Origin of the sequence: Hungatella effluvii (genome assembly GCF_003201875.1) — a bacterium.
Taxonomy (GTDB): Bacteria; Bacillota; Clostridia; order Lachnospirales; family Lachnospiraceae; genus Hungatella; species Hungatella effluvii.
In genome coordinates this window covers 422,676-438,180 of sequence record NZ_QJKD01000003.1, presented here as the reverse complement: position 1 = coordinate 438,180, position 15,505 = coordinate 422,676, and the positions used below count along the sequence as shown (strand labels likewise).

Annotated in this window: 12 protein-coding genes; 8 read left to right on the top strand and 4 right to left on the bottom strand. The window is 51.3% G+C overall.

What is annotated here, in order from left to right; all coding sequences use genetic code 11:
* Positions 1-163: 163 nt before the first annotated feature.
* Positions 164-820, bottom strand: a complete 657-nt coding sequence (locus DFR60_RS07885) for a Crp/Fnr family transcriptional regulator (RefSeq protein WP_110322402.1) — start codon at positions 818-820, stop codon at positions 164-166.
* 135 nt (positions 821-955) lie between these two features.
* Here DFR60_RS07885 and DFR60_RS07880 point away from each other — a divergent pair, with 135 nt between their 5' ends.
* Together DFR60_RS07880 and DFR60_RS07875 are read left to right on the top strand one after the other, a co-directional pair.
* On the top strand, positions 956-2,848 hold the full coding sequence (locus DFR60_RS07880) for an aryl-sulfate sulfotransferase (protein WP_110322401.1): 1,893 nt from the start codon (positions 956-958) through the stop codon (positions 2,846-2,848).
* Between the two features lie 47 nt (positions 2,849-2,895).
* Positions 2,896-3,747: a YitT family protein gene (locus DFR60_RS07875; RefSeq protein ID WP_002602798.1), complete on the top strand. Its 852-nt coding sequence runs from the start codon at positions 2,896-2,898 to the stop codon at positions 3,745-3,747.
* Between the two features lie 119 nt (positions 3,748-3,866).
* On the opposite strand, the gene DFR60_RS07870 is transcribed toward DFR60_RS07875, so the two are convergent.
* The 3 genes from DFR60_RS07870 to DFR60_RS07860 form a co-directional block, all read right to left on the bottom strand.
* Positions 3,867-4,904: a hypothetical protein gene (locus DFR60_RS07870; RefSeq protein ID WP_110322400.1), complete on the bottom strand. Its 1,038-nt coding sequence runs from the start codon at positions 4,902-4,904 to the stop codon at positions 3,867-3,869.
* Positions 4,905-4,945: 41 nt separating this feature from the next.
* Positions 4,946-6,151 carry an ROK family transcriptional regulator gene (locus DFR60_RS07865; protein WP_110322399.1) on the bottom strand — a complete coding sequence of 402 codons (1,206 nt, stop codon included), beginning with the start codon at positions 6,149-6,151 and terminating at the stop codon, positions 4,946-4,948.
* Between the two features lie 109 nt (positions 6,152-6,260).
* Positions 6,261-8,177 (bottom strand): DUF4838 domain-containing protein, encoded by a 1,917-nt coding sequence (locus DFR60_RS07860; RefSeq protein WP_110322398.1) that lies wholly within the window; start codon positions 8,175-8,177, stop codon positions 6,261-6,263.
* Between the two features lie 249 nt (positions 8,178-8,426).
* On the opposite strand from DFR60_RS07860, the gene DFR60_RS07855 reads away from it, so the two are divergent.
* The 6 genes from DFR60_RS07855 (at position 8,427) to rsmH (ending at position 15,350) form a co-directional block, all read left to right on the top strand.
* A complete protein-coding gene (locus DFR60_RS07855; RefSeq protein WP_110322397.1) occupies positions 8,427-9,374 on the top strand; it encodes a carbohydrate ABC transporter permease in 948 nt (315 codons plus the stop codon).
* A gap of 9 nt (positions 9,375-9,383) precedes the next feature.
* Entirely contained in the window at positions 9,384-10,226 is an 843-nt protein-coding gene (locus DFR60_RS07850; protein WP_002602803.1) for a carbohydrate ABC transporter permease, read from the top strand.
* 27 nt (positions 10,227-10,253) lie between these two features.
* Positions 10,254-11,768 carry an ABC transporter substrate-binding protein gene (locus tag DFR60_RS07845; protein WP_110322396.1) on the top strand — a complete coding sequence of 505 codons (1,515 nt, stop codon included), beginning with the start codon at positions 10,254-10,256 and terminating at the stop codon, positions 11,766-11,768.
* Between the two features lie 97 nt (positions 11,769-11,865).
* Positions 11,866-12,864, top strand: coding sequence for an SPL family radical SAM protein (locus DFR60_RS07840; protein WP_110322395.1), 999 nt, complete (start codon positions 11,866-11,868; stop codon positions 12,862-12,864).
* A 236-nt stretch (positions 12,865-13,100) separates the two neighbouring features.
* Positions 13,101-14,237, top strand: coding sequence for a hypothetical protein (locus DFR60_RS07835; RefSeq protein WP_146218584.1), 1,137 nt, complete (start codon positions 13,101-13,103; stop codon positions 14,235-14,237).
* A 63-nt stretch (positions 14,238-14,300) separates the two neighbouring features.
* Positions 14,301-15,350: a 16S rRNA (cytosine(1402)-N(4))-methyltransferase RsmH gene (rsmH, locus tag DFR60_RS07830; protein WP_110322393.1), complete on the top strand. Its 1,050-nt coding sequence runs from the start codon at positions 14,301-14,303 to the stop codon at positions 15,348-15,350.
* Positions 15,351-15,505 lie beyond the last annotated feature (155 nt).

Genomic DNA, 15,505 nt, shown 5'->3' with positions numbered 1-15,505 from the left:
CTGGGTTTTGTATTCTGGACTCAGAATGTGGATTGAAATAAACTGGAGAACGCGGGGATGGTTCTGGTAAGGGAAGTGAGAGAGAAGGGGGAAATCTAGGGGAATCCCGCACTGGAAGAGGCGCGCGAATTGGGCAGGTCGCTCTGATGGAGAGCGGCCGGTCTCAGCACCGCGCCTGCGCCATCGCTGTCAGCTGTTCCATGTCCTGGATTACCGTCTGATGCCCTCGTTTGCTCACGATCCCCATGTCCTTTAACTTTCCCATGAGCCGTGTCACCGTGATCGTATGGATTCCCAGGTAGCCCGCCAGCTCGCTGTAGGAAAAATCCTTATGTATGACGTAATGCGGGTCCTCGTAGATGGCCAGTTCGGTCAGGGCACAGCAGAGGCTGACGAAATTATCGCCATCCTGGAGCGCATAGCAATGCTTTAACGCATTATCATAATGGGCGATCGCCGTCTCAAAGAGCCAGCGATAGAAATCAGGATGCGCCTCTACAAATTCCCGGAAGGTAGAATAGGGGATCTGATAGAGTGTGCAGGCGGATTTGGCCGTGATGGAAAACGCGTAAAAGGTATCGTCGGGATAAGAACGGGCATAGGCCGGTATGAAGCCGACAAAATCACCGGGGAGAAAATACTGATAGATCCGTTCTCTGCCGCCTGGAGAGACGCTGTGCAGGGCGCAGAGTCCTTCTTCGAGGCAGTATACGTATTTGTCCATATGGGCACGATTGTACAGACAGTCGTGCTTTTTTTTATGGGTCAGAGTACCAAGGCCGCGCAGGGCGTTCATGTAATTCATATTGGATTCCGTCATAATGGGTACCTCTCATAAGTATTCCTATTATACCACAGCACCAGGCAAATAAAAAGAAAAATCATAGCAACTGATATTTTTTTGACCGTGAAGACAGTGTTATAATTTTAACAAAATAACAGGAGGGGAATTACTATGGAACGAAAAACAATCGGCTATGAGCGAATCAGCCACTTAGTGGAGCGTCAGTACGAGCAGGAAACGGCTATGAGAAAAGAACTCGAGGGGGGAAAATATACCGCAGAGCATCCGTATGTGGTGGTAAATCCTTATTTTGTCAATCCGCTGACAGCCCTGCTTTTATTCAATACAGAGAAGGAAGAGGCGGTAACACTGACCGTTAAGGGAAAGGAAGCTGCGGGCGATATCACCCATACATTTCCGAAGGCAAAGGAACAGATTCTCCCTGTGCTGGGGCTTTATCCCGAGTATGACAATACGGTTGTGATCACGCTGGAAGATGGAACTGCTTATAACGTGACTGTGACAACGGAAAAAATTGAAAATATGCCGTATCAGGCGGATTACATCAATACGACGAGTGACTACATGAATGGGCAGCTCATGTTCGTGACACCGGCGGGGGACTCGCTGGCGGGCGGCTACGACTACCGCGGCGACTGCCGCTGGCATCTGGTGGAGCCGTTTATCTTCGATATGAAGCCCGCGGCAAACGGCCGAATTCTCATAGGTTCCAACCGGCTCTTGAACATGCCTTACTACACGGCGGGAGTCTGCGAAATGGACCTGGTTGGTAAAATATACACGGAGTACCGCATTCCCGGCGGCTATCACCACGACCAGTTCGAGATGGAGGATGGAAATCTCCTGATTCTGACTCAGGAGAAAAATGCCGCCACAGCGGAAGATATGTGCGTGCTGGTGGACCGCGGAAGCGGGGAAATCATCAAGTCCTGGGATTACAAAAAGGTACTTCCACAGGAAGCGGCGAAATCCGGAAGCTGGTCCGAACACGACTGGTTCCACAACAATGCAGTGTGGTATGACAAACGAACCAACTCTCTGACACTGTCCGGCAGACACCAGGACGCGGTTATCAATATTGACTTCGAGACGGGAGAGCTCAACTGGATCATCGGAGATCCTGAAGGGTGGCCGGAAGACATGGTGAGCCGCTATTTCTTTACACCGGCAGGCGAAGGAGATTTCGACTGGCAGTATGAGCAGCACGCCTGTATGATGCTTCCGGATGGCGATATCATGATGTTTGATAATGGTCACTGGAGATCCAAGAATAAGGAACATTACAGACTCAACCGGGACAACTTTTCCCGGGGAGTCCGCTATCACATCGATACCGAGAAGATGACGATCGAGCAGGTATGGCAGTTTGGAAAGGAACGGAAAAATGATTTCTTCTCCTCCTACATTTCCAATGTAGAATACTACCGTGATGGTTACTATCTGGTACATTCCGGTGGAATGGGGTATAATCATGGTGTCACATGCGAGGAACTTCCGGTTTATATGAATCTGGAGGATCCGGAATGCGTATTAAAGAGTATTACTGTGGAGATTATGGACGGAGAGCTGATGTATGAAATGCATCTGCCATCCAACTATTACCGTGCGGAGAAGATGAGCCTTTACCGGGAGGGAAGGAGTCTCGATCTGGGAAAGGGAAGAGTCGTAGGAAAACTGGGCGTTACGGGCGAATTTGATACGGAGGTTCCGGCAGAAAGCACCGGAGAACTGCTTCCGGAATCCTGTGAGGCGGTGCTCACGGAAGAAGACGACCGCATCATTTTCAAGGCCAAGTTTAAGAAGGGACAGCTTGTTATGTTCCAGCTGGAAAAAGAGGATGATCCGGCAGAAATCCACCGTTACTTCATCTCAACCAGCGCACAGAAATTCCTGGCCATGTGTTCCGGTACCTTCCTGCCAAAGGACGACAGGGAAGTGACCTTAAATGTGGACAAGGAAGGACTGAACGGCACATTTGATGTGCGCGTGATTATCGACGACATCAAGTATGAGACCGGACTGAAAATACCGCAAGCACGATAGGCGGACGAAACAGCGTACTATAATTACAAAGGGGATGTGAGCTGACAATGAGTAAGAAAATAGGAAAGATACTTGGAATTGTGGTGGGAAATGGGATTTTTGCGCTGGGGCTCTCGGCGTTTTCCATGCCCAACCATTTCCTGGTGGGAGGCGCCACGGGAATCGCCAGAAGCGTGCAGCATTTTGCACATCTGGACGTATCGGTGACGGTGGCAGCCCTCAATGTGGTCATGTTTTTGCTGGGATTCTACATTCTGGGAAAGCGGTTTGCGCTGACCACCATTGTCAGCACACTTGTATTTCCCGTGTTTCTGAATCAGTTTCTGAAGATCGAGGCATTCAGCCATCTGACGAATGACCGCCTTCTGGCGGCCCTGTTCGGCGGCATGCTGACCGGACTGGGCCTGGGGATCGTCATGCGTCTGGGCGGTTCCACCGGAGGTATGGATATTCCACCGCTGATTCTCAACAAGAAGTTCCGGATTCCGGTGGCGGTGTCCATGTACTTCTTTGACATTTTTATTTTGCTGTCTCAGATGATATTTTCCAACACGGAAGAGATCCTTTACGGCATCATGTCCGTACTGCTGACCTCCATCGTATTAAACCAGGTGCTGGTATTCGGCGCGGGTGATGTGCAGGTGCTGATTATCAGCCGGGAGTATGAACGGATCAATGAGATTATCCAGAAGGATTTGGACCGGGGCTCCACTTTCCTGCCAATCCAGACCGGATTCGAAAAGCTGGACCAGAAGGCAGTTCTCTGCGTGCTCCCGAACCGGGAAATGAGCCACTTGAATCACTGCGTGCAGGAGATCGATCCGAAGGCATTTATCATTATCAACGGCGTGCGCGAGGTGAGAGGACGGGGATTTACGCTGGATAAGCATCTGGTGTGATATTGCAGTGAGAACAGAGAGAGCAGAAGCAAAACGCATAAATCAAACAGAAAGCCGGGAGTTTAAGACGTTATCTTAAACTCCCGGCTTTCTGCCTTCTGTTTTCAATCTCTGTCATTCTACAACCACCGGTTCCGAGATTCATAATCCGTATTTACTCCCGTCCCTGTCTCCTCGAAGAGAAGACGGTTTGCGAAGTGATACGTTACAGTGCCTCCGCCAAGATACGTCCCATCCTTCCGGCAGAGGTTAAAATAAGCCGGAATGGGAAGGTCCCTTGCTTTCATGAAAGGGCTGAAGAGCATGACCTCATAAACCATTTTTCCGGATATCATGTTTTCCAGAATGTCTGAGGCGTTTGGGATCAGGTGAAATGGTACATCTCCCTCGGGAAGCATCATAACGGCCCTGTAATACTCGTGTTTGTCCGGTGTGAAATCTGCGTTTGTAAAAGTAAACTCTGCCTGAAAGAGACCGGCCCTCTGGTCCGACGGCCGCATGGTGACTCCATTTGTCTCGTAATCCCCGGCAAACAGCCGAAATTCGGTACCGGGACTCTTAAGGCACTCCGGTGTGTTCTCATCGGTCTCAATAAAGACCTCGGTAACGTCTTCCCTCATATGAATAGTGACTTCCAGAACGTCAGAGGGAGAAAAGTCCTTCTGGTTTAGAAGCTGTATCTTCATTCTGCTGTGATAGAAGGAGGGGGTGCCCCGGCCTTCCAGAAATATATAGGTCCCCTTCTGATCAGCCCCGACGCTACCCACTTCTCCATTTCCCAGGTTCGCTTCATTTTCTGATACTCCGTACTCTTTTTCGGATTCGGCCTCCTTAAGTGAGACCTTAGCCAGATAGACCTTCGGCCGTCGAAACAGGAAAAACGTTCCGTAAAGGACGACAAATACGATGCTGATAAAATCAATACCGGATCTGCGAAGGCTGTTGCTGACAGCAATGTACAAAAACATCAGGAACGTGATGATATAAAAGGCATATGCCTGCAGCAGAGGAACCTCGCTTCGCCGGGTACGGTACCGGTTATAGAGCAGAATGACCGGGCGGTACGGCTTGCCGCAGTGTTCGCAGGTTCCGCGGGTTAAATGCGGACTCTCTATTTCCTGCCCGCACCAGGGACAGGGCTCAGATTTTATCAGCATGGCGCCTCCTTAGAGATAAAACGCAAGGGAAAGGTCCATATTTATTCCCCCATAGCCGGCCGGATGAAGAACCGCAGAATGGCCAGCGCGCTGGCGCCCACGGCTCCGTCCACGGCCGCATACGGCAGGATTTCCACGTTCCCTGCATAGGTGCGGTCCACGAAGATCAGCTGGCGTTCGATGTAATCCATCAGTTCGTTCTGAATGTCCTGGTTGTCAAAGAGTTGGCCGTGCAGAAAGATCTTGCCCGGGTTGGTGATGATGGCGATATTGGAAATGGTGATGCCAAGGTATTTTAACGCCTCCGCGATATACATTCCGATTACAGGATCACCCATGGAATAGGCGGTGGTGATCGTCTCGATGGTGATCAGGGAATCGTCGGGGACGAGGCTTCTCAATATGGTGTTCGGCGTGTTTTTGTACAGCAGTCTTGCGTTGCGGATCAGGTGGTTTTCGCTGGCGTACGTCTGGAGACAGCCGTATTTGCCGCACTCACAGCGGCGGCCGCCCTCGCTGACGATGGTATGGCCGATCTCGCCGGCCACGTAGTTCTCGCCGAGGAACATCTCGCCGTCCACGACGTTGGCGCAGAACATTCCCATGCCTACATGGAAAAAGGCGAAGCTGTCCGGGCTTTCCTGCGGGGAGAAGAGATATTCGCCAAGAGCCATGCAGCGTGCGTTGTTTTCATAGACGATGGGAAGCGGAAGCTCCTTCTCAATCCGTTTCGGGTCGAAATTCTGCCATGTCTTCCGGTTGGTCACGAGACTGGAGGCGCTCCCGTTCATATGGCCTGGAACCGCGGCTCCGATTCCAACGATTTCGTCCCAGGAAATGCCGGACTCTGCGACCAGGCCCTTTACACCATCGATAATGGCGTCGGTGATCCTGCCGGCCAGCTCCTCGTTAAACGGTTCCGCGTGCTGGAAACGGATGCGGCCTTTTAAGTCAGTAATGCAGATGACCAGGGCCTTCTGGGTAAACTCCAAACCGATGCTGTAAGCCCTGCCGGGTATGATATCGATCAGAACCCGTTTGCGGCCCGAGGAGCCCTCGTCTGTGGAGACTTCTCCCAGCTCCTTTACAAATCCTTCCGAAATCAGCGTGGTAACGTTCATGGTTACCGTTGCGGGCGTGATCTCGGTCTCTTCTGCGATATCGGTTCGGGCAATGGGCGCGTTCCGGTAAATACACTCCAATATCCGGCTCCGGTTGGAGGCTTTCTTCTTTTTTCCCTTATACATGGCTGCAGCAACCTCATTCTTCCATCGTTATAATATTACCAGAGCATGTGGAAAGCTAGTACAGCATTCACCAGAACTTATGCAACGCTGTACTAGTTTCAAACAAGCTCTAAAGTGTGCTGACGAGCGGTTCTTCCAGCTGGAAACCGGTATATTTGGTGGAAACCTCGGTAACGCGGTAAACATCGAGGCAATCCTGGAATTCCGTCTCCCGTTCGCAGACCATATTCTGGAACTGCCGCCAGCATTCCTGTGCTTCCGATTCGTTTCCCTCGGCCAGCTTCATCAGCGCTTTCCCTAATCGTAAACTATATTCTCGGTGGTAGTCAAGATATTTCCAAAATAAATTTTGCGCGGCCGTGCGGCCCTCTGCACCGTCTGTCCCGGACACGGGAGTACAATCCACGTATTTGATCAATTCCCTCATGGCTGCCGCCTCGTTCGGATCCTTTCGGTTTTCTTTTCCGTTGAAGTAGTCGCAGCTGCACAGGGAAGACAGTTTTGTTAAATAGGAAAGAACCCGTTCCCAGCCCGGCCCGTAGGCAGCGCTGAAGTATTCTTCCTTCAGCTCTTCAAATGTCACGTCCTCATCAAAGAGCATACGGCCCATGACGTAGCCCGGAAATGCGTTTGGGAGACATTCCCGAAGCTCCTGGCAGCTGATATAACCGTCCATGCCCATCTGTTTCAGCTTCCGGATGTCCTGGCCGATGATTTCGGCAATGTGGATATAGCCGAAATCACCGTAGTGTGCCCGGCCCAGCGGATAATCGTATACGAAGCTTTCCCCGTGGAAATAGTTCTGCCACGATCTTAAGAACACCATGTTCTCATCGAGTCCCACTGGAAGGGTGATCCGGTTCCGCTCATAGGCCGGAATGGGCCCGTAGCTGTCCCTCAGCTGGTAGGAATGCTCAAAGGTACGGCTGATAGGGGCAAACATCAGGAGAAAACGGTCCGGATTGCGGAAGGCTTCCTCTACTGGCGGCCACAGGAGCTCCTGATAGAGCAGAAAGACGATTTTGGCGTCGAGGTGCAGACTGGTCAGCTTCTCGTCGATCCGGTTCAGCAGCCGTATATACTGGTCTGTGGGCAGCTGGGCACGGCAGGCCTCACATTCACAGATATTGTTAAATTCATCCGCCAGCCATACATGGAGGCAGGAGACGGTGGGATGCTGTACACAGTATTCCGCAACTCGGTCGGAAAAACTTTCGATAACGGTTTCGTTGGAGTAGCAGAGGTTGGTGTTCATGGGCACTCCGTGAAATAATTCCCGCTTTCCATTTACACAGGCGGCGAGGGAGCTAGTCTCCGGCGGCAGCGGTTCGGTAATGGCTTTCCAGTCAGCACAAGGGAAGCCGAGCACATCGCCGGTCCAGCCGTGGCCCGCCTGATGGAGCAGAAGACCGCGCGTTTGAAGCGCCTCCTCGATCTTTTCCGCGAAGGCGGCGGCAGTCTCTCTCGTAAATTCCTCCGGTTTTAAGAGCGGGTTCATCTCGTGGTGATACCAGCGGGCCATAAAGGTATAGGGAAGCTGAAACTGGAGAAAGAAGCTGTTGTATCCCATCTTTGGCAGCCAGTCGATGAAGTCCAGAATATTCTCCAGTGAGTTGGCTCCCTCGATACAGACGCCACGGTGGCGCAGCGCGGCTTTCTTCCGACAGCAGGCGGAGAGCTGTTCTTTCTTATATAAGGAAGGTATGTATTCATGCTTCTGACCGGGAGCGGGAAAACGGCAGCCAAGGAGCCATAAGTATTTGTAGACGCCGAGAAGGACGCTGCGGTCATTGCTTCCCGAGATGATTCCTCCGGCTGAGGTGACGTCGATGGAGTAAGCGTCCTCGCTGTTTTTCGGGTTTCCCAGCGATTCGAGCCGCAGCGTGACGTCATCCGGCCCGCAATTCTGATTATTAAGTATAATTATTGAATCCGCAACTATTTCCGCCAGGCACCGGGACAGTTCCTGCGCGGCAAAGACAACAGGCGAACCGGAATGTGAGGGATATAAAATGTTGATCGTCATGGAAATCCTCCTGTAATGTATCTGATTAATTGATTATATTTTATAACTATTATAACAAAAAGAAAGAATAAAAATATATGTGTAAAATGCACAATAAAATTTCTTTAAAAGTGATACAATAAACAAAAACACTTTATTTTTTGATTTTATATTGCATGCCATACGGAAAAGTGTTATATTGTAACCAGCAAAAGCAATGCCTAATTGATTATAAAAAATAATTAAACAGGAAGAAAGAGAGGGCTTTCCATGAAAGGACAGTTTTCAGCCGCTTCGCCGGCCAGAACAGTGGACCGCAGAAAGAAGCAGAGAAGGCGCATAAACATGTGGTGCTGGATCTTTATGATTCCCACACTGATACTCTACATATTGTTTCAGGGGTATCCGATACTCTCCAGTATTTTTTATTCGACTCTGGATTGGTCGGGAATGACATCAAGCGCCCTGTTCGTCGGACTGGACAACTTTAAAGAGCTGTTACAGGACAAATACTTTTTTAACGCGGTAGCTAACAGCTTCAAGTACATGATCATGGCCGTTCCGCTGCAGCTGGTAATTTCTCTGGCCCTGGCCTATATCTTTAACAGTATATTAAAGAAGGGAGCCACATTTTTCAGAACTGTGTTCTTCCTGCCAGTCATTACGACAGCTTCCATCGTGGGAATTATCATGATGTTCATTTTCGGAGGAACAGGCTCCATCAACCAGTTTCTGTCCCTCTTCGGAGTAAGGGGATTAAACTGGCTGGGCAATGCCAACACGGCGCTGATCGTGGTAGTGCTCATCGGTGTCTGGAAGGATTCCGGTACCTTTATGATCTACTGGCTGGCGGCGCTGCAGAGCGTATCCCAGGACGTATATGAGGCGGCGACCATCGACGGTGCGAACAAGTGGCAGACATTTCTCCATGTGGTATTTCCTCTGATCATTCCGATCGGCGGCGTGATTACCGTACTCTGTATCATCAGCTCCTTAAAGGTATTCGATCTGATTCAGACCATGACCAATGGCGGACCGTTTTACTCCACGGATGTGGCGGCTACCTTCGTATACCGGACGGCCTATGCCAGCAGCAGCGGAATGCCCCGGCTGGGTTACGCCAGCGCCGCAGCCATGACCTTTGGAATCATTGTCGTGGTGATCGGAACAGTGGGCAATGTGGTGAAGACGGCGTTTCAGAAGAAAAACGCGATATAGGAGGGGCATATGGAAAAAACATCGATTTTAAACAAGGTGGGGAAGACGGTCCTCTACGCAGTCCTGGCGGTGGCTTCATTTCTGTGGGTCTACCCGTTTCTCTGGATGATTTCGGCTTCCTTCAAGACGCAGAATGAATTTTTTGCCAGCGGGCTGAATCTGATTCCCCAGTCCTTTAACCTGGACAATTTTATCCGCGCATGGAATAACGCGAATTTCGGCATCTACTTTAAAAACTCCATCATCGTAACGGTATCGGTTGTGGTGATTGTACTCTTAAGCACCTCCCTGGCCGGATACGTCATGGGCCGCTACTCCTTTGTGGGAAAGGGCTTAATCATGAAGATATTCATGGCCAGCATCACGATCCCCCTGGTATTTACCGTGATCCCGATCTATGAGCTGTTAAAAAACATCGGCCTGTCCCAGAGTCTGGTGGGGCTGATCCTGGCGGAGTCGGGCGGCGGCCATGTCATCTTTCTGATGCTGTTTTCCAGCTTCTATGCTTCCATTCCGGGAGAGATGGAAGAGGCGGCCACCATTGACGGCGCTAATTTCGTTCAGACGTATGGCAGCGTCATGTTCCCGCTTGCCAAGCCGATCATGGTAACCGTAGTGATCATGCAGTTTATCTGGACATGGAACTCCTTTTTGCTGCCCCTTATCATTACGCTTAACAATCCGTCCCTGCGGACGCTCGCTGTGGGACTCTACGCCTTACGAGGCGAAAATGTCGTTGACTGGACCGGCATCGCCGCCGGCGCCAGCATTGCAATCGTGCCGGTTATCTGCGTGTTCATTGCACTGCAGAAGTATTTTGTAGATGGTATCGCCGGAGCTGTAAAGAGTTAAGAAAATCAAATAAAGGAGGATATATTTATGAGAAAAGTGAAGAGAGCCCTTGCGGCGGTGCTGGCTGTGCTTATGGCCGGATCCTTAAGCGCCTGCGGAGTCAAGGTGCAGACAAAGGATGACGCGAATACGACGGCAGCCGTGACAGAGGCAAAGGAAGAGACCGAAGCCGTGGATACGCCGACAGATGAAAAGGTGACATTAAAGATCATCGACTGGAGTGACAGTACGAAGGAGCGCAGGGAGGCTTTCCACAAGAAATTTATGGAGGAGAATCCCAACGTCACGATCGAGTACACGGTTCTGACTGCGGATCAGTTCAAGGAGACCGTTATTTCCGCCATCAAGGCGGGGAACGCACCGGATTTATTCCCGCTTCCCTCCGGCATGAAGCTGAGCGCGGCCCTGAAGGAGAACTGGTTTATGCCAATGAATGATTACGTATCCGATGATTTCCTGAATACGTTCGCGGATGGCGCTCTGAATGAAGGAATCACGACCATTGACGGCAAGACGTATGTGCTTCCGGAATCGGCAAATATCATCAATACCCTTGTATTTTACAATAAGAATGTGTTAAAAGAGGCAGGCATCGATGAGAGCCAGCTCCCGAAAACCCGCAGCGAGTTTATCGACGTGTGCAGGAAGATAAGCGACGCCGGAAATGGCAAGTATTTTGGAATCATCGACAGCGGCGCACAGGCGAACCGTCTGGAGCTGGCGCTTCGCTCCCTGGCCAGCTTAGATGGCGGCAAGTGCAGCGACATTTCCCAGATGATTCTGGTGGATGGGCAGAATACGCTGAATTCCGAGGCAATGCAGAGTGCATTTGATTTCTATGATACACTGGTGAAAGAGGGATGCTTCCATCCGGATACCGTTTCCATCAAGGCACCGGAGGCCCGCGCACTGTTTGCACAGAATCAGGCGGCGTTTATCATTCAGGGCGCATGGTGTATCTCCACATGGCGCAAGGATAACCCGGATCTGGATTTCGGTGTCATTGCGCTTCCGGCACCGGACGATGGAATGAAGGGCAAGCTTCCTTATATCGGAGCGCAGCCATGGATGGGAATTTCCGCAAACTGCAAGCATCCGGATGTGGCGGCCAAGTATTTAACCGCGCTCTATTCTGAGGATTATCAGGCGGGTCTCGTGGAAGACGGTGGATTTGTCTCGGTAATCGACGCGGCCAACAAGGCTCATATGACCGACGACGTTATGCTTCAGTATTACAATTTAAACAACGAGGAAGCGGCTCTGGCACCAGATCCGATCGTGGGAAATCCGGCCACAGCTGACGTTTATGCAGAAGTTTCCGCGATCACTCCGGGACTCGGGGAAATCGCACAGGGTATTCTGGCGCAGAACATTGATTATAAGACGGAGTTAAAGACACTTTCAGATAAGACACAAGAAGAGTGGATGAGAGCCATCGATGCCGCCAAGGCGAAGGGGGCCGATGTGTCCGCCGATGATTTTGAATTTAAAAACTGGAATCCGATGGAGAATTATACGGCCGATCTCTATAAGAGCAGATAGGGGCTGGATGCCATAAAAAAAGAATAATTTTTTGCCATTGCTGCATACTGTTAGAAAACGTTCCGGTGGGAAGTGAGCCGGAGGAAACGGAGACGGTATGCAGCATTTTAATGAAGTTTATTATGAGCCGGAGATATTGAATTACCAGTTGGGAAAGGAGTTAAAGGAACAGTTTAAAGAACTGCCGTGGATTCCCATAGAGAGCCACAACCGAATTCCCGAGATGCAGGAGAAGTCCAATAAGGAATTCGGGCGGATGAAGCGGAACCTGATTATTGGGATCAGGAAGACGCATAAGTATGTGGAGAATCATAAGGTATCCGATTATCTGGTTCCCTATACCTCTTCCGGATGCAGTGCCATGTGCCTGTACTGCTACCTGGTCTGCAATTACAATAAGTGCTCGTATCTGCGGCTTTTTGTCAACCGGGAGCAGATGATGGACCGGCTGATCAAGGTGTCTTTCAGCAGCGATACCGAGAAAACCTTCGAGATCGGCAGCAACAGCGACCTTGTGCTGGAAAATACCATTACGGGGAATCTGGAGTGGACGATCACACAGTTTGCTGAAAGAGGCCGCGGCCATATTACATTTCCGACGAAATTTCACATGGTGGATCCGCTGCTGAACCTGGATCACCGGGGGAAAGCGATTTTCCGCATGAGTGTGAATCCGCAGCCCATCATCAGCAGAATTGAGCTGGGGACCTCATCTCTGATGCAGCGGATCGACGCGGTAAACCGGATGTGTGACGCCAGTTATCCCTGCGGCCTGCTGATTGCCCCGGTCATCATCATGGAAGGCTGGAAAGAGGAGTACCGGACGCTGCTTGAGACGCTGAGAGACCACCTCTCATCGAAAATGAAGCAGGAGATGTTTCTGGAGGTTATCCTGATGACATACAGCTTTGTGCATCGGGCGATTAACGGAGAGGCATTTCCGGCTGCGCCGGAGCTCTACGACAAGGAACTCATGACGGGGCGTGGCCGGGGAAAGTACTGCTACCGGCCGGAGGTGAGGGCGGACGCAGAGAAATTCCTGCGGGAGGAGATAAAGAGGACGCTGGGCGATACGGAGATTCTATATATTGCGTAAAATGAAACTTGTGAAATGGCGGAGGCGTGCTGGCCTCCGCTGTTTTTGTGGTGCGAAAGCTTTGCTGCTGAAGAAATCGCGTTTCGGTACGGAGGCCCGGGAAATTTCACAACAGATTTCACAACAGGATTGCTGACATGGTTAGGCTGTGTTATACTACATGGGATAAAAGAAAGCCCGTTTTGGCGGGCGTATCGAATGACAGGATGCAGGACTGGAAGGAAATTTTGATAAGGATGAAACGAAAAAATAAGATAAAATACGTAATTTTGGCAGGCGCAGTGTCGGCAGCAGTTCTGTCGGCCTGCTCCCATGGCCAAACGGCAGATAGCACTGCAGCGGAGCAGTCGGCCGCAGAGGAAACGCAGACCACGGAGCCGTTGACGGTCTCTGCGTCTGAGGCCGCTGCTGCCGGTGCCGGTGGAGAAGCGGAAGAGGGCGGAGAACATACGCTGAATGGCAGCCGGATTATTGCCGGACAGAGCTTTGATGTCACATGGAAGAACTGGGGAGATGTCCGTTTCGTTTCCTATGCGCCCATGGCCGGTCGTGTTCATGATGATGCCGCGTTCTATTTGACGAAAAATGATGAGATATTATATGAATTTCCTCATGTATGGGATGAGGGCTGTGTACCGTGGACCTTCGAATCGGTGGATATGGTATCTTTTCGTGACATTGACGGTGATGGAAATGAGGATGTAATCGCTATTCTTTCGTATATAACGGGGGCGGGTCCGCAGGCGGCGGTTCCATTTCCCACTACGCGAATCTTTATGGGCGACGGAACGAAATTTGTGATTGACACCGAACTGTCCGAAGCGGTCGATGAGGCACACGCCAACGAGAATATCAGCACGATTATGGATTTTATAAAAAACCGGACAGCCCCCGTCAAGGGGGAAGGGGCCGATAAAACGGCGGAAGCCGGAACCGGCGCAAAAACGGACTCCGCCAGTCCGGAGAGCGGAGCCGGTGAGGACAAGATGTATGAGATAACCGGAATTCGGGAAACGGACGCGAGGGCCTTTCTAAAGAAATTTGCAGGCCATGTAAAGGCGGGAGAAAAGGCGGAAGCCTCCCGGATGATTGCATTTCCGAGGAAAGTGATTCTGCCGGACCAGGAAGTGACGGTAGAGAGTCCGGAGGCATTTTTAACGTATTACGATGAGATTTTCACGGAAGACTTTAAGGAGCGCCTCAGTCAGTTTATGGATGAGGATTCCATCTGGTGGAACTATAGGGGAGTAGCCGTGGGAAATGGCGAGATTTGGCTGAATGAAAGCGACGGCGCCCTGTGGATTGTAACGTTAAACAGCGCGGAGGACCGGACGGTTCTGTATCCGGGAGAAACGGGGATTCAGGCCGGATAAGGGCGCGGAAGCGGCGATTTTGATAAGAGCACTCGATAAGAGAACAGGAGGAGAGAGGAACAAATGGAGAATCAGGAGCAGACACATAAACGCAGGGTCCGGTATAAAGGGACTCATCCGAGAAATTATAAGGAAAAATATAAGGAGCTTCAGCCGGAGAAATACGCCGATACCGTGGCGAAGGTGGTGAGCAAGGGAAGTACGCCGGCTGGGATGCATATCTCGATCTGTGTTCAGGAAATCCTTGATTTCCTTCAGATCAAGCCGGGGCAGAAGGGGCTTGACGCCACGCTTGGCTACGGCGGCCATACCCGGGAAATGTTAAAGTGCCTGCAGTCGGAGGGCCATCTCTACGCCCTTGATGTCGATCCCATCGAGCTTGTGAAGACGCGGGAACGTCTGCAGAGCCAGGGCTTCGGCCCGGAAATACTGACGATAATTCAGGAGAATTTTGCGAATATCGGCCGCGTGGGGGCGGAGGTGGGACCGTTCGATTTTGTGCTGGCGGATCTCGGCGTATCTTCCATGCAGATCGACAATCCCGACCGTGGATTTTCTTATAAAACCGAAGGCCCGCTGGATCTGCGGCTGAATCCGGAGAAGGGAATCACGGCCGCGGAACGCCTGCGTACAATCGACGAGGAAGAGCTGCAGGGGATGCTTCTGGAAAATGCGGACGAGCCATACGCGGAGGAGATCGCCAGAGCGGTCGTCCTGGAGATTAAAAAGGGCAATCCGATCGATACGACGACGCACCTCCGCCAGGTGATTGAGAAGGCTCTCTCTGCAGTGCCGGAAGCGGACCGGAAGGAAGCGGTGAAAAAATCGTGTCAGAGGACATTTCAGGCGCTGCGGATCGATGTGAACAGCGAGTTTGAAGTGCTCTACTCATTCTTAGAGGCGCTTCCGGACGTTCTGGCGCCGGGCGGCCGTGTGGCGATTCTGACCTTCCACTCCGGCGAGGACAGGCTGGTGAAGAAATCCTTTAAACGTCTGAAGAAGGAAGGCGTTTACAGTGAGATCGCGGACGAGGTGATACGGCCGTCGGCGGAAGAGTGCTTGAGGAACGGACGGGCGCGGTCGACGAAGATGAGATGGGCTGTAAAGGCGTGAGGAAGGCCGTTGAATTCGAATCAGCTAAAGTTTAAAAGCATGTTATAATACTGGATATCCCGGCCCGCTCTGCCGGAGGAGGTGATTCGTGGGCCGCGAACCGTTATGCATTTTTCAGGAAGAAGAGGGGAGAAGCCGACTGTTCTTGACAGGGA

What these genes read in the sequence shown, in the direction of transcription:
- DFR60_RS07885 (WP_110322402.1), bottom strand. Translation starts at nt 820, where the DNA reads ATGACGGAATCCAATATGAATTACATGAACGCCCTGCGCGGCCTTGGT.
- DFR60_RS07880 (WP_110322401.1), top strand. Translation starts at nt 956, where the DNA reads ATGGAACGAAAAACAATCGGCTATGAGCGAATCAGCCACTTAGTGGAG.
- DFR60_RS07875 (WP_002602798.1), top strand. Translation starts at nt 2,896, where the DNA reads ATGAGTAAGAAAATAGGAAAGATACTTGGAATTGTGGTGGGAAATGGG.
- DFR60_RS07870 (WP_110322400.1), bottom strand. Translation starts at nt 4,904, where the DNA reads ATGCTGATAAAATCTGAGCCCTGTCCCTGGTGCGGGCAGGAAATAGAG.
- DFR60_RS07865 (WP_110322399.1), bottom strand. Translation starts at nt 6,151, where the DNA reads ATGTATAAGGGAAAAAAGAAGAAAGCCTCCAACCGGAGCCGGATATTG.
- DFR60_RS07860 (WP_110322398.1), bottom strand. Translation starts at nt 8,177, where the DNA reads ATGACGATCAACATTTTATATCCCTCACATTCCGGTTCGCCTGTTGTC.
- DFR60_RS07855 (WP_110322397.1), top strand. Translation starts at nt 8,427, where the DNA reads ATGAAAGGACAGTTTTCAGCCGCTTCGCCGGCCAGAACAGTGGACCGC.
- DFR60_RS07850 (WP_002602803.1), top strand. Translation starts at nt 9,384, where the DNA reads ATGGAAAAAACATCGATTTTAAACAAGGTGGGGAAGACGGTCCTCTAC.
- DFR60_RS07845 (WP_110322396.1), top strand. Translation starts at nt 10,254, where the DNA reads ATGAGAAAAGTGAAGAGAGCCCTTGCGGCGGTGCTGGCTGTGCTTATG.
- DFR60_RS07840 (WP_110322395.1), top strand. Translation starts at nt 11,866, where the DNA reads ATGCAGCATTTTAATGAAGTTTATTATGAGCCGGAGATATTGAATTAC.
- DFR60_RS07835 (WP_146218584.1), top strand. Translation starts at nt 13,101, where the DNA reads ATGAAACGAAAAAATAAGATAAAATACGTAATTTTGGCAGGCGCAGTG.
- rsmH (WP_110322393.1), top strand. Translation starts at nt 14,301, where the DNA reads ATGGAGAATCAGGAGCAGACACATAAACGCAGGGTCCGGTATAAAGGG.